This window comes from Gluconobacter sp. ESL1110, from assembly GCF_058107395.1.
In genome coordinates this window covers 45,949-59,929 of the sequence record NZ_JBYLUK010000003.1, presented here as the reverse complement: position 1 = coordinate 59,929, position 13,981 = coordinate 45,949, and the positions used below count along the sequence as shown (strand labels likewise).

Below are 13,981 nucleotides of genomic sequence, written 5' to 3'. Positions count from 1 at the left end.
GCAGCATAAATCGTTTTGAAACCCGCATACTTGCGGATGCGTTTCAAAACACCAGATGTAGAAGACCAGAGCTCAGACCCATGCGGGGCTGAACGATATACACAACCCGTCGGGTCTAAATGGCTCGACTGTTCTTTTCCCTGTTGCCTGATTGTGTAACAGGGGGGCAGACCGTAAGGAGAGAGAAATGCCTCAGGCTAACAACGACCAGATGCTTCACCTTCTGTGCGACACCGTCGTTTCCATGGTGCGCCGTGACGGTCCGGATCTGTCTGCCCGCCAGCTTGCCGTGTTCCTGACCTGCTATCTGCGTGACGGTGCCCACACCGTTCGTGGTCTGGCAGCGGAACTGAAGGTTTCCAAGCCTGCTATCACACGCGCTCTGGACCGTCTGGGCGAACTCGATCTGGCTCGTCGTAAGGTCGATCCTTTGGACCGTCGCTCTGTGCTGGTTCAGCGCACGCTGAAGGGATCGTCCTTCCTGCGTGAAATGCGCGCTGTCATGGCTGAAGCATCCGGCACGCGCCCTGCACGTGCAGAACGCGCTTCTGCTTCTGTCGAGCGTATCACCCGCCGCGCTGGCTAATTACCAGCGATCCTGCACGCGGGCTTTGGCCCGCGTGCAGATATATCCTGTCCAGCAAAGCTGGGGCAGAAGAACAAGGAGCACTGTTTCCCAAGGCTGCGCCGCCGTACAGGCCAGCGCTCCCCACAGTACAAAACCCCAGTAAATCATTGTGACCAGTGGCATCGGCATCCCGGATCGGATTGCCAACTGATAAAGATGGCCACGATGAGCCTGTGCCAGTCGGTCTCCGGCGCGAGCGCGGCGGGCTAAAGTGAAAAGTACATCCCATAAGACGCCAGAGAGAAGTGCCAGTGTCAGCAGATCTGCGAGGCGGTGAGGCTGCATGGCACCCCAAGCGATAATCAAAGCGCCAGACTGACTGCCAACATCCCCCATGAAAATTCGCGCTTTGGGAAAATTCCAGGGAAGAAATGCCAGCAGGCAGACCGCGTATAAAACGAAAACGACTGGCTGAATTCCAGATGCCGCCAGAAACAGTGCGGTCAAGGCCATGACGCCGGATGCCAGACCGTTGATTCCATCAATGAAATTCAGCGCATTTGTTATGAAGACCGCACCGAGAATGAACAGGCCCGTCATGGGAAGGGACGCGCCGCTTCCGAATGCAGCCAATGCTGCCGCGATGAATTGTGCTGCCAGCTTATACCGCGCAGGAAAAGAATAGAGGTCATCCAGCCAGGAAACGGCTGCCAGCAGAATGACGCCACCTGTTAATCCAAGGATAGGTCCTGTGAAAAACGGCTGATGAGTCAGGTAAAGGGCTGGGGCAAGACAGAGCAGAAAGGCCCCAATGATCCCGATGCCACCGCCCTTGGGAATCGGGCGGGTATGAGAGCTTCGATGGACAGGATGATCCATCACCCCGGCGCGAATCATAAGCGCGATAAGCGCCATGCAGAGAAGCGGGGCCAAGAGGTCGGGGGCCACAACGCCGGAAAGAAGAGATTGTAAAGAAAAGGGCATGGACTGACTTTATGGGAACGGGTGTTTTGACGCTATAAGGTGTGTGTGACAGTCACACCTTCATCCGGCCTCCATTTATCGGCCCAGTCTTCTTCCGTCAGCCGCACTGGTCGTACCACTGTGCAGGCTAGGCGTATTGCCCTCAATGTCCTGCTGGACGGAGTCGTTTCGGCTTTGGCGGCTCCTGTCGCCCGTTGGTTGGCGGATCCCCATGGGGGGTGGCTTCACCCATTGTGGTTTGTCGCAGGGGGCGGAATCACGCTGCTGGTCAGTGGGTTGCCGTTCCGTATGGCTCAGCAATACTGGCGGTTTTCCGGTCTCTCGGATCTGTTCAATATTGCCTGTGCCTCGGCGCTGAGTGCGGTGCTGTTTTCGACGTTGCTGCATCTGGCCGGGTATCCGCTTCCCAGTTCAACGTTCCCTTTCATTCATGCGCTGGTCTTGCTGACATTTCTTGGCTCCATCCGCATGATCTGGCGATTAAGCGCTCGTCGCCGATTGATGGTGGCTGGCCGGGAGCGTGTTCTCCTGCTCGGCGCGGACCATGAGGCGGATCTTTTCATCCGTGCGATGGAACGCGATCAGGAGGCGGGGCGGCGGGTTGTCGGTTTGCTGACAGGAGGGACACAGCAGGCCGGGCGGCGTATTCACAGTTGCCCTATTCTGGGAACGATTGATGAAACACCGGAAATTCTGAATCAGATGGCCGCAGCCGGGCGACTGCCCGACACGTTGGTCATCACAACATCAGACTTGCGAGGGGCGTCGCTCTCCCGAGTGCTTGAGGTTGCACGCTTTCATCATCTCGATGTTCAGAGAACGCCGTCTCTGACGGATCTGAAACCTGCGGAAAGTGTCGAGCTTCGACCTGTGGCTATTGAGGATCTGCTGAATCGCCCTCAGGTTGCATTGAACTCTCAAGGTATGAGCCGCCTGATTGCAGGACAGGTTGTCGCGGTGACAGGGGCTGGTGGCAGCATCGGTGCAGAACTGGCCCGGCAGATCGCCTCATTTGGCCCAAAAGCCATTCTGTTGATTGAGAACAATGAATATGCGCTGTGGCAGATCAATCTCGATCTGTCTGAGCGCTATCCCGATGGCAAGCGGTATCAAATCGTTGCCGATGTTCGGGATCGACGCCGGATTGCTGAAATTTTCACTCAATACCGGCCCACAATCGTTTTTCATGCGGCTGCTCTCAAGCATGTGCCTATCGTCGAATCCAACCCGATCGAAGGTGTCCTGACCAATGTGATCGGGACACGGATCGTGCTTGATGAAGCAGAGCGCTCCGGTGCTCAGGCCATGGTCATGATTTCAACGGACAAGGCCGTCAATCCGTCCAGCCTGATGGGCGCGAGCAAGCGCTGTGCCGAGGTTTATGGTCAGGCGTTGGACATGCGCGCCCGGGCCGGGAAAGGTGGACTGCGTTGCGTGACCGTTCGGTTTGGTAATGTTCTGGGGTCCACCGGGTCTGTTGTGCCGCTGTTTCGCAGGCAGCTTGAGCAGGGTGGTCCACTGACGGTCACCCATCCAGACATGACCCGGTATTTCATGACCATTCCCGAAGCCGTTGGTCTCGTTCTTCAGGCGGCGGTTCGTGGCACACAGGAAGCATCCGGTGAAGACACGACGGATCAGAAGCTGCGTCAGGGTGGCATCTTCGTGCTCGATATGGGTGATCCGGTTCGGATTATGGATCTCGCCTGTCAGATGATCCGCCTGGCAGGTCTGAGGCCTGAGACGGATGTGGAAATCCAGATTACAGGTCTTCGCCCTGGGGAGAAACTGTTTGAAGAGTTGTTCCACGGTCGCGAAGCTCCCGTTCCAACGGATGCACCCGGCTTGCGTATGGCATCCCCACGGACAGTCGATTTCGATGTGGCGGCTGAGGCCATGGATACGCTTGAAGCCGCCTGTCTAGAGGAAGATCTTCCCGCCATCATGGCGATTTTCCAGCGGCTTGTGCCTGAATTCAATCATAACCGGGACGGCAAGACACCGTCTCATCATAACCGGGACGGCAAGACACCGTCTCAAACAGACCATTCCCAGCCCGATGTGGAGACGATTGCATGACTGATCCAATTGCTTTTCTGGATCTTCCGAAACAGCAGGCCCGTCTCAAGGATGCGATCGACCGTCGAGTAAAGACGGTTTTCGAGCATTGCCGCTTCGTTATGGGGCCAGAAGTTGAGGAACTGGAGCAGCGTCTCGCCGCGTTCGGTGGCGCGAAGTACGCGGTTGGCGTGTCTTCAGGGACGGATGCGCTTCTGATGGTGCTGATGGGTGAAGAAATTGGGCCGGGGGACGCGGTCTTCCTGCCTGCCTTTACCTACACGGCGACTGCGGAAGTCGTGCTTCTTCTTGGGGCAACGCCCGTTTTTGTGGATGTTGAGCCAGATACATTCCAGATCAGCATGACCTCTCTGGCCGAGCGCCTGGCGGCTGTGCGGGCTGGAGAGGAACTGGAGCCACGCGCTGTCATCGGTGTCGACCTGTTTGGTCAGCCTGCACCCTGGGATGAACTGAAGGCGTTTGCTGCTCGGGAAGAGCTGACCCTGATTGCAGACTGCGCCCAGTCTTTTGGGGCCTCCTATCATGGACGTCGTCTTGGACACGAAGCTCGCGCTACGACACTTTCGTTTTTTCCGTCCAAGCCGCTGGGTGGATACGGGGATGGCGGCGCGATCCTGACGGATGATGCTGACTTGGCTGCGCTTTACCGGTCGCTCCGCACCCATGGCGAGGGCAAAACCCGTTACGAAGTCGAGCGAATTGGGATCAATGGGCGCCTCGATACCCTTCAGGCGGCTGTTCTGATTGCCAAGCTGGATGCTTTTGAAGATGAACTGAAGCGCCGGGACGCTATTGCCAGTGCCTATGACGCTGCCATGCCAGAAGGAATTCAGGCGCCAGCGCGCGTCGCGGAAAGTGAAAGCGCGTGGGCGATATATAGCGTTCTGCTCCCGGATGCCGTGGCCCGGGACTCATTGCAGGTGCATTTGAAAGAGGCAGGCGTGCCAACAGCGGTTTATTACCCCAAGCCACTGCATCATCAGCCTGCCTATAGCGAGCATCATGACGGTGCTTCACTGCCTGTTTCCGAAGGTCTTGGCGCACGGGTGCTTGCGCTCCCCATTCACCCGGAGCTGACTGATGATGAAGTCAGCCGTATTACGGATGCCCTTAAAAGCTGGGCAGGAGAAAATACATGAGGCGCGAACAGAAGCTGCTTCTGGCTTTTTGTGCACTGGTTTTTATTCCCGTGGGTATCGTCTGGTTCGTCGCCTGGCCGTTGATTCACGCATGGAAATTCCCACCCGTCACGGAGGGTAAAATCGTGGCTCCTGTCAGTCGGGATCTGACGTCCGCGGAAGTGAGTGACGTCAACCTTTGGCTTCAGTCCCATACGACGGGCTGGGGGCCGAGCGGTGAACAACCGCCACAAAAGGGACAGGTGATTCTGCGGCTGAGCAACGCTGAAAACCACCCCGTCATCATCTCCATCTGGAAGCACAAGCATGAGGCCGATATCGTTGGCGTTCAGCTTGAAGATGATGGTCCTTACCGTATGAATGCCTTTGAAGATGCGTCTCTCAAGGCGCTACAACCCGCTGAGCTGCAGCCTCACGGATGAAAGTATAAACTTCAGGACTGAAAGGCGCCTGCCGCTCGGGCGTCTGCCAGTCCTGCATCTGCTCGTACATGGTTGCAGCTTTGCGCCATAGATCCGGTCCTACGGCATCCTGGAGCGGCTTCTGCAACTCCATCCACTCTTTGACAAGGTGCTGGGCCTCGAGGCTCGAAGGCGCGACTTTACGACCGATGGCGTCTTCACAGTGGGCGATCAGTTTTACCCATCGAATCTGATAGAATGTCTTTTCGTCTTTGCAGCCGAAATGAGTATCCATCTGCTTTTGCCATTCACGTTGCTCGGAAGGCGTGAAGTACTGCTCGAAAACAGGTCGTGTATTTTCCCATTGAAGAGCCGCTTCTCCTTCATGCAGCAGGAGGCAGAATGCGGCAAGATCAACGGCACCATGACCGATATCGTTTTCTTTTAGCAGATGGCGTGTTGCGTGAAGTTGGTTGATCGTGCGTTCGAGGGCCGTCTTTCGCACTGAAAGTAACGCCAGTTGAGCGTCGATTATAGCTTCGGGAGCGGTGGGCCTGCGTTCCATCTCTTTGATTTCTGAAAGACTGAAGCCCATACGCTTCAGAAGCAGCACATGAGCAAGGGTGCTTACGGCGGAAAGATCATAAACTCTCCTGCCGTTTTCTGCTCGGATGTGCCTGATAAGCCCCATTGCTTCAAAATGTCGAAGGGTTCGGGGTGTGGTGGCGCTTGCTTTGGCCAGTTCTCCGATTGTCAGGGTCTGTGGTGTCATGGATCTTCCTCCTGACGCGCCATGTGTCATGATGACGTTACGTCAGGAGCAAGAGAAAATTTACTCTTTGTGTGCTTCGGTCTCGGAAATCTCTCCAACATCCCGCTTGGTCTGATCTTCGTCTTCAAGCGGGGCAGTCGCTTTGTCTCCCATGGCAAGGAGAGCCGCCGTAATCGGAGATGCGAGAATCAGTCCTGGAATGCCGAGGATCGTGCTGAAAACGGTCTGGGACAGGATGGCCACAGCCGGTGGCATATGAACCGCGCGGCGCTGGATCAGAGGGGCCAGAACATTGCCCTCGAAGAACTGGATTACGCTGTAGAGAATGGCAACAAACAGCGCTTCTTTCGTTCCCATCGAGAGGCCTAGCAATATTGCCGGAACGGCTCCCAGAATGGCTCCAATATAAGGGATGAAGTTGCACAGCCCTGCAACAACACCGAGCGCCAGCGCCAGCGGCACTCCGATCAGCGACAATCCGATACCTGACAGAATACCGACGACCAGCATGTCCAGAGCCTGTCCCGCCGTCCAGGCCCAGAGCGTGGTGCCCGCAGCCATGAGCAGCGTACGGGCTGCACTACGGTGCTGAGTTGGGAACAGGCGCAGGAAGCCATCAATGTAAATGGCAGGAGACAGAGCAAAGTAGAGACCAGCAATCAGAATGACCGCCAAAGTTCCGAGAACGCCGAAGGCGCTGCTGAGAATGCCGGTTACGGATCCAGCGAGCCCTGATCCCAAGGATCCGAGGCTGCCTGAGGTCGCGTCATTGCCGCCTACAGCGGTGGGGAGGTGATCCAGAACCATCTGACCCAGCGTAGAGCCGGAAAGGTGGGATTTGAGGTCTCCCGACTGCTGAACAAGAGCCTGCTTGAGGCGAATGAACTGATCTCCGATCGCTGGACCGCTACTCCAGACAAGGCCTGCCATGGCCAAAAGGATGATAACGGTCACAAGCGCTACGGCTGCCTGATAAGGGATGAACGTGATGTGACGTCGTACCATGCGGGCGAGACCATGAAGCACCACGGCCATCAGGGCAGAGGCGAAAACAACGGCCAACACGTCTTTCATGAGCCAGACGGCCAGTAGGATGAGCGTGACAGCGAGAGCAATACGGAGCAATCCTGCGATTCGGGATAACTCGCGCGCGCGAGGCTCCTTTTCGTCACGGTCCTTCGGGTCGGAAAACGAAATAGGCATCAGCCGGTCCATCCTGAATCTGTAGACCAGCATCGGCTTATGGATTTAGAGAGGACGGGTCAATCGGGCCTTGGAAGAAACCAACGGTCAGCCAGCCCAACGGATCTGTGAAGCAGGCTGGGAAAGACTGTAAGGGCCACCGCCAATAATTTCGAGAGCCAGAGTACTCGGACCTTCCGTATTGAGATGTAAGGCGGCATCTCCATCGGTCCAGCCCTGACCCTGTGTCTCGTCTGCTATCCAGCCGGAGGTTGGTTCTGGTGGAACCAGATGATCGGTTACTTTTCGGGTTCTGGACGCATCGAAAAGGAGCACGTCTCGGATCAGTACGCCGAGAGTGCGCCGATCATCAATGTAAGGACCCTTCACGTCACAAGGGCGATTTGCGCGGGAAACAAGCCGCAGACTTCTGACAGGGGTTGGCAAAGTAAAGATGACGTATCCACCACTCTGACGGCTCGGATAGAGGCGTGTGCCGTCAGGAAGGATCAGATGCAGGGCGGGGTCTGTTGTTGTGAAGGCTTCAAACCCTTCAATACCAGCTCTGGTAGCGATGGCTTTCCAAGCCGCTTCGGTTTGGGACCGAGATGTCAGGAGTGGGGCAGCCGCATCTTTGTCCCAATTTTTCTGAATGGAACGCAGTGTTGCAATCTGACCTGTTTGCCGAAAAGCACGTCTGTCACCAGTGTCAAAATAACTTTCAGTAAAAATTCCATTTGCAGATATAATTGTATGCGTCTCGGTTTCAATGTAAAAATATTCGTAGGAGTGAATATTCCGATCCCACATGATGGATACACCATTGACCAGCATTCTTGCTGGAATGAGACCACCATTCATAAAAATACAATGTTCTGCTGTTACAAGGAGATCTGTGTGCGGCAGATGATCAGCGATTGCACCGGCCCGGATACGGATGGGCCAGCCTGCCAGATCATCTGGAAGATTTGGCCGAACACAACAGTGGCTTTTTCCAACCCAGACCAGTTTTTCACTTCGCCCCCCGACTGTCAGAACTTCATCGTTAATAACCAGGGTTTCTATGGGTTTTTCACCCTGTGGAGTGGCAATAAGACTGCCAGGCAAAAAGCAGGCTTCGGTAAAGTCCTCAATTTTTTGCTTTCTGGAAGCGGGCTTGTGGCCCGTATGCTTTTCATGATGCGACTGTGATGGAGCAGGATTGTGGTGAGGGTGACCTGCAGTAGATTTTCCATAATGGCTGTTGAAGGTTGGATGCGAAAAGAACGACTTGGAGGAAGGTTTGGCGTGTGCCTCATGAGGTGCATGGGAAATTTTCTGAGGCACGCAGGAGTCCTGTCTGTCCTTGCAGGCGACTTTGAAAAAGCTAGTCGCCTGATGTTTGAAATTCAGACAGGATTCTACCAATTAAAAGTAAATAAACTCTTTATTGCCTTGGCGCGAGCGCGAGGATTTTGATTTCAGGCAGATGCTTCCTCCAGTTCTGCCTGGGCCTCCAGCCATAACTCTTCTGTTTGTTCCTGTGTTGTGTTGAGTGCGGACAAATGTGCATTCAGCGATGCAATTTCTCCTGGATTTCCTGACTGATACAATGCCGGATCAGCAAGCTTGGCCTCTATTTTTTCTTTTTCTTTTGTGATCTGGGCAAGTTTCGCTTCTGCATCACGGATTTTCCGTCGGAGAGGAGCCAAAGCGCGCGTCAGTTCTTTACGATCAACCCTTTTCTGGGGCGCGTCCTGGGAAGGCGAACGCGCCGTGCCTTTCGTGCGTTCTGCATTGTCTGCACGGGCTTTGCGGGCCCGCTCGATCAGCCACTCCTTGTATTCAGCCATATCCCCTTCGAAGGCGCTGATCGTTCCATCCTCAACCAGCCAGAACCGGTCTGCGACAGATTCGACCAGGTGGCTGTCATGGCTGATCAGAATTACGGCGCCTTCAAATTCTGATAGCGCACGGATTAGGGCATCTCGGGCGTCCAGATCCAGATGGTTGGTCGGCTCATCAAGGATAAGAAGGTGAGGGGCTTCCCGTGTGGAGAGCGCAAGAAGAAGTCGTGCTTTTTCACCGCCCGAGAGTTCGGATACCCGTGTTTCTGCGCGGTTTACATCCAGTCCAAATCGCGCCAACTGGGATCGCACCGCCACCGGTGTCGCATCCGGCATGGCGCGCGCCATGTGGTCGATCGGTGTTTCGGAGAGGACGAGTTCATCGGCCTGATGTTGGGCGAAATATCCGATCCGGAGTTTTGATGAGTGGTTGTAAGAGCCACTCATGGGTTCAAGACGACCCGCGAGGAGCTTGGCAAAAGTGGACTTGCCGCGCCCGTTCTGACCCAGAAGCGCGATTCTGTCTTCCATATCCAGCCGCTGGTTCAGTCCTTTGAGAACCACGCGTTCATCATAACCAATGCTGACGTTGTTGAGGGTAATCATTGGCGGCGGAAGAGGCTGTGGCTCGGGGAAGGAAAAGCGTGTTGGCGTGTCTTCCACAACACTGTCGATCTGGGGGAGGCGTTCCAGTGCTTTCAATCGGGCCTGAGCCTGTTTGGCTTTGGTGGCTTTGGCACGAAACCGATCCACGAAAGATTGCATATGGGCGCGCTGGGTCGCGATGCGTTCTGCCATGCGATTTTGCTGGAGAGCCTGTTCCGTACGGATACGCACAAAATTGTCGTATCCTCCGGGTGTCAGACTGAGTTTCTGATGATCGAGATGGGCAATCGCATCGACGGTATTGTCGAGCAGTGAGCGATCATGGCTGACGATGATGGCCGCGCCAGGAAATTTGGCCAGCCAGGATTCAAGCCAAAGAGTGGCTTCGATATCCAGATGGTTGGTCGGTTCATCCAGCAGCAACAGGTCAGGGCTCAGGAACAGTGCTGTGGCAAGGGAAACGCGCATTCTCCAGCCGCCAGAGAAGTCCGAAACCGAACGGAGTTGTGCTTCCTGATCAAATCCGAGGCCGGACAGAATAGCGCCGGCGCGAGCAGGGGCGGTGTAGGCATCAATCGCAATCAGGCGCTCATGAATGTCTGCAATCCGCTCCGGATCTGTGGCGGTTTCTGCTTCAGCCAGAAGTTTTGCCCGTTGGAGATCGCCTTCCAGCACTGTATCGATCAGGGATGTCTCGCCCGACGGTGTTTCCTGCTTCACGCGCCCCATTGTTGCGCGGTTGGCTAACGTGATCGTACCACCATCAGGGGCAATATCGCCCGCGATGGCCCCAAGGAGCGTTGATTTTCCGGCCCCGTTCTTTCCAATGAGGCCGATTTTCCGACCGGGATCGACAGTCAGCGATGCGCCGTCCAGCAGAGTGCGGCCAGCGATACGGAGTGTCAGGTCAGTGATGGTGAGCAGGCTCACGGGCGCCTCGATCAGTCGGGAAGAGTGAAAAAACCGCGACAGACCTATCAGGAACGACGAATTTGCTCTAGTGGAACGGCGGGATTTACCCCTTTGTCCAACAGGAGAAGAAAGATGGCTCTCGAGCGCACGCTTTCCATCATCAAGCCCGACGCTACGAAGCGTAACCTGACCGGCAAGATCAATGCCGTGTTCGAAGAGGCCGGTCTGCGCATCGTTGCACAGAAGCGCATCCAGCTGACCGAAAAGCAGGCTGGTGCTTTCTACGCTGTTCACAAGGAACGCCCGTTCTACGGCAGCCTCGTGTCTTCCATGATTGCCGAGCCGGTTGTCGTGCAGGTTCTGCAGGCTGAGAACGCTGTTGCCAAGCATCGCGAAGTCATGGGTGCTACAAACCCGGCTGACGCTGCTGAAGGCACTGTTCGCAAGCTGTACGCAGAAAGCATTGAAGCCAACTCTGTACATGGCTCTGACAGCCTCGAGAATGCGAAGAACGAAATCGCATTCTTCTTTGCAGAGACGGAAATTCTTCCGTAACTCTTTTAAATACAGTTGGGTTTCAAGGAAAAGCGTAGCATAAGCTACGCTTTTTTTATTTTTGATACATTTGTAGTGTATTTGTGTGTTGCTTCCTGCCATGGTCGAGATGGTAAGAAAGAGAAACTCGTGATATTATATAATTTGAAATTAATTTTTCCAGCGTAGGTTTCGGGCTTTATGCTGACGAAGTGTCATCAGACGATAGAATAGGTAGCGGATCTTGTTATGATCGATGGAAAGAAGATTGCGGTCGTTTTGCCTGCATATAATGCAGCCAAAACCCTGGAGCAGACTTATGCTGAAATCCCTCAGGACATTGTTGATGATGTTATCCTAACGGATGATGCTAGTCGTGATAACACAGCAGATATCGCGCGAAAGCTTGGGATACATGTCGTTCTTCATGAACGTAATCGGGGCTACGGCGGCAATCAGAAGACCTGCTATCATACAGCACTAGAGCGGGGGGCTGATGTGGTCATTATGCTCCATCCTGATTATCAGTATTCGCCCAAATTATTGCGTGCAATGTGTAGTATGCTGACATCTGGTCATTATGACGTAGTTATCGCGTCTAGAATTCTGGGTAAAGGCGCTCTAAAGGGCGGAATGCCGCTTTATAAATATATTGCAAATCGGTTTCTGACATTCGCCCAGAATTTACTTCTAAACGCTAAACTGTCTGAATATCATACCGGGTATCGCGGCTGGACTAAATCTGTTCTAGAAAATCTTCCGCTCGATAAATGTTCGGATGATTTTGTTTTCGATAATCAGATGCTAGCTCAGGCTATTGGTCGTGGATACAAAATCGGTGAAATTTCCTGTCCGACGCGTTATTTCCCTGAAGCGTCTTCAATTAATCTCAAGCGAAGCATTGTTTATGGGCTTGGCTGCCTAAAGACCTCTTTGCAGTACCGTCTGCATCGTCTGGGTATCAAGCGTTCAAGCCTGTTCGGAAAATGAGCTCACTTTCTGAACGAAAACGTTCTCATCTGATGCGAGCTATAGTAGTTGGTGTTGTATTGGTTCTGTTGATTGCTTCGGGAATTATTTTCCGAGGCAATACAGAAATTATTCAGCGTATGGTTCATACCATACAGCATATACATGAGGTTTCTCCTGTTTATAGCTGGATTATATTTGGTTTTCTGCAAACAGTGGTAGCGCTTTGTGGAGTTTTACCCGCATCAATAGGTGCTATAGTATCAGGAATGGTATTTGGGATCAGAGACGGTTTCATTCTCTCTGGTGCGGCTACCCTTATCGGAGCATTGGGAGCTTTTTATCTGAGCCGTGCTGTTTTTCGAGAGCAGATACAAGGTATTCTAGCCCGCAGACGGTTTTTGTTGATGCTGGATCAGATGGCGCTGGACCAAGGGTGGAAAATTGTCTGTCTTCTCAGGTTGTCACCGGTTCTGCCGTTTGCAATCACCAGTTATGCACTTGGTCTTACGACAATTACTGCCCGTGATTACCTCGTCGGTACGCTGGCATCCCTTCCGGCTTTACTTGGGTATGTGGTAATGGGGCATCTTGCAGAAAACGAAGTCTCTAATGCTACGCATGGAAGTATGAGCTGGGTTCACCTCACTATGACAACGCTGGCTGTTCTGGCCACGGTGCTATTAGTCTGGCAGTTTGGCCGATTTGGCGCGCGTTATTTTCAGGATAAAAATAAAAGTGGTGCAAAATGAATTATTTTTTTAGTCACTATGAATATGGCAAAAAGAAATGGTTTTTTATTTCCATGGTTCTTTTTGTATATGCAGTATTAATATGCAGCCGTGCTCCTCAAATAATCATAACTGGTAGATTTTGGGCAGAGGAAGGAAAAATATTCTTCTATAATGCCATGGTCATGCCCCCATTAAAAGCTTTGTTTAATTCGTATGGGGGCTATCTTAATTTAGTGGCGAATGCTGCAACCCTTTTAGCATATAAAACGACATCTATCGCTTATGCTCCATACGTTACGATTACGATTGGGCTTATTTTTCAACTTTTACCTCCATTCCTGCTTTTGACAGCCCAGGATGAATGGTTGCGGCCACCTCTGGTGCGTATGAGTGCTGTGGCCCTGCTTTTATTTATTCCGTCCTCTTCGGAGGTGTGGTTGCAGGTTTTGCATTGTCAGTTTGAACTGGCTCTTTCCAGTGCCCTGATTCTGTCTATGGATACAACTTCTGGAGTGATGGGCGGGTTAAGGCTATTTGTTCTGTTTCTTGCTCCGTTGTCAGGGCCGGGTTCAATTGTTTTTGTTGCTCCTTTTTGTCTTCGTCTTCTAACAGATCGCAATCGGGCGCGGCTTTTCCAGTTTATAGCAATAACTTCTGGTGCGGCGCTTCAACTGGCTTTTTTCTACCATACGGATGGTGGTCGCGGCGGAGAACATTGGTTTCAACCTGCTCTGGCTGCGGTATTTTGTCGCGAGCCATTGCTGGTCTTTGGGGGGTTAACTGCCGAGACGGCAAAAATTATTCTTCATGTACAGCAGTCATTTTCTAAAAACTCATTTGGTTTGATCTGGCCACAGCTCGCAACTATCTTTTTCTTTGGATGCCTACTCTGCATATCACTCCTATTCAAAAAGAGTAGGGTATGCTTTTGGCTTCTGCTGGCCAACGCGACTTTTACTGGGGCTGCCCTATTCGGATCTATCGGCGGCGCTGTTTCCCAGATCGATATGTATGGGGGCGAAAGATACGTTTTTGTAGGCCAATCTCTTCTGGCTCTTACTGTGCTTGCAATGTTTGTTACCTCGAGCGCGGTGATACGCCGTTTTACACCTCTTGTGGTTCTGTGGATGTTGGCAGTGGGTATGCATTCATACTGGCATCCGATGTTCAACAGAACAGGAGATGCATGGCGGCCTGAAGTGCATAAATGGGAAGCCAACCATAGTTATCCCATGAAGACATGGCCTGGTAACTGGGTTGTCAATTTGCCTTAAT

At 53.2% G+C, this 13,981-nt stretch carries 13 protein-coding genes; 8 read left to right on the top strand and 5 right to left on the bottom strand.

The window, feature by feature from the left end; all coding sequences use genetic code 11:
* Window positions 1-187 precede the first annotated feature (187 nt).
* Complete coding sequence (locus AC3B6F_RS01220; RefSeq protein ID WP_010502853.1) at window positions 188-586, top strand: MarR family transcriptional regulator; 399 nt, start codon at window positions 188-190, stop codon at window positions 584-586.
* On the opposite strand, the gene AC3B6F_RS01215 is transcribed toward AC3B6F_RS01220, so the two are convergent.
* Window positions 587-1,552, bottom strand: coding sequence for a glycosyltransferase family 4 protein (locus AC3B6F_RS01215; protein WP_489823116.1), 966 nt, complete (start codon window positions 1,550-1,552; stop codon window positions 587-589). It abuts the gene before it with no gap.
* Between the two features lie 45 nt (window positions 1,553-1,597).
* On the opposite strand from AC3B6F_RS01215, the gene AC3B6F_RS01210 reads away from it, so the two are divergent.
* The 3 genes from AC3B6F_RS01210 to AC3B6F_RS01200 are packed head-to-tail and all read left to right on the top strand — an operon-like array spanning window position 1,598 to window position 5,192.
* Window positions 1,598-3,631, top strand: coding sequence for a polysaccharide biosynthesis protein (locus AC3B6F_RS01210; RefSeq protein ID WP_489823114.1), 2,034 nt, complete (start codon window positions 1,598-1,600; stop codon window positions 3,629-3,631).
* Complete coding sequence (locus AC3B6F_RS01205) at window positions 3,628-4,770, top strand: DegT/DnrJ/EryC1/StrS family aminotransferase (RefSeq protein ID WP_489823112.1); 1,143 nt, start codon at window positions 3,628-3,630, stop codon at window positions 4,768-4,770. Before AC3B6F_RS01210 ends, AC3B6F_RS01205 begins: the two co-directional genes overlap by 4 nt.
* Complete coding sequence (locus AC3B6F_RS01200; RefSeq protein ID WP_010502859.1) at window positions 4,767-5,192, top strand: hypothetical protein; 426 nt, start codon at window positions 4,767-4,769, stop codon at window positions 5,190-5,192. Before AC3B6F_RS01205 ends, AC3B6F_RS01200 begins: the two co-directional genes overlap by 4 nt.
* On the opposite strand, the gene AC3B6F_RS01195 is transcribed toward AC3B6F_RS01200, so the two are convergent.
* The 4 genes from AC3B6F_RS01195 to AC3B6F_RS01180 all read right to left on the bottom strand — a co-directional run bounded on the left by AC3B6F_RS01195 (window position 5,152) and on the right by AC3B6F_RS01180 (window position 10,487).
* A complete protein-coding gene (locus AC3B6F_RS01195; protein ID WP_489823111.1) occupies window positions 5,152-5,943 on the bottom strand; it encodes a MerR family transcriptional regulator in 792 nt (263 codons plus the stop codon). The genes AC3B6F_RS01200 and AC3B6F_RS01195 overlap by 41 nt on opposite strands.
* Before the next feature lie 60 nt (window positions 5,944-6,003).
* The gene (locus AC3B6F_RS01190; protein ID WP_489823109.1) at window positions 6,004-7,146 is read right to left on the bottom strand and encodes an AI-2E family transporter; all 1,143 of its coding nucleotides are present in this window, start codon (window positions 7,144-7,146) and stop codon (window positions 6,004-6,006) included.
* Window positions 7,147-7,233: 87 nt separating this feature from the next.
* Window positions 7,234-8,451, bottom strand: a complete 1,218-nt coding sequence (locus tag AC3B6F_RS01185; protein ID WP_489823107.1) for a Hint domain-containing protein — start codon at window positions 8,449-8,451, stop codon at window positions 7,234-7,236.
* A 134-nt stretch (window positions 8,452-8,585) separates the two neighbouring features.
* Window positions 8,586-10,487, bottom strand: a complete 1,902-nt coding sequence (locus AC3B6F_RS01180) for an ABC-F family ATP-binding cassette domain-containing protein (protein ID WP_489823106.1) — start codon at window positions 10,485-10,487, stop codon at window positions 8,586-8,588.
* A gap of 114 nt (window positions 10,488-10,601) precedes the next feature.
* Between AC3B6F_RS01180 and ndk the strand changes: the two genes are divergently transcribed.
* From ndk to AC3B6F_RS01160, 4 genes are all read left to right on the top strand, one after another.
* Window positions 10,602-11,024 carry a nucleoside-diphosphate kinase gene (ndk, locus tag AC3B6F_RS01175; RefSeq protein ID WP_007282334.1) on the top strand — a complete coding sequence of 141 codons (423 nt, stop codon included), beginning with the start codon at window positions 10,602-10,604 and terminating at the stop codon, window positions 11,022-11,024.
* A gap of 228 nt (window positions 11,025-11,252) precedes the next feature.
* Window positions 11,253-11,993, top strand: a complete 741-nt coding sequence (locus tag AC3B6F_RS01170) for a glycosyltransferase family 2 protein (RefSeq protein WP_023945320.1) — start codon at window positions 11,253-11,255, stop codon at window positions 11,991-11,993.
* Window positions 11,990-12,724, top strand: coding sequence for a TVP38/TMEM64 family protein (locus tag AC3B6F_RS01165; protein WP_211567368.1), 735 nt, complete (start codon window positions 11,990-11,992; stop codon window positions 12,722-12,724). The genes AC3B6F_RS01170 and AC3B6F_RS01165 overlap by 4 nt, the downstream gene beginning before the upstream one ends.
* Complete coding sequence (locus tag AC3B6F_RS01160; RefSeq protein ID WP_489823104.1) at window positions 12,721-13,980, top strand: hypothetical protein; 1,260 nt, start codon at window positions 12,721-12,723, stop codon at window positions 13,978-13,980. The genes AC3B6F_RS01165 and AC3B6F_RS01160 overlap by 4 nt, the downstream gene beginning before the upstream one ends.
* The last annotated feature ends 1 nt before the right edge of the window (window position 13,981 follow it).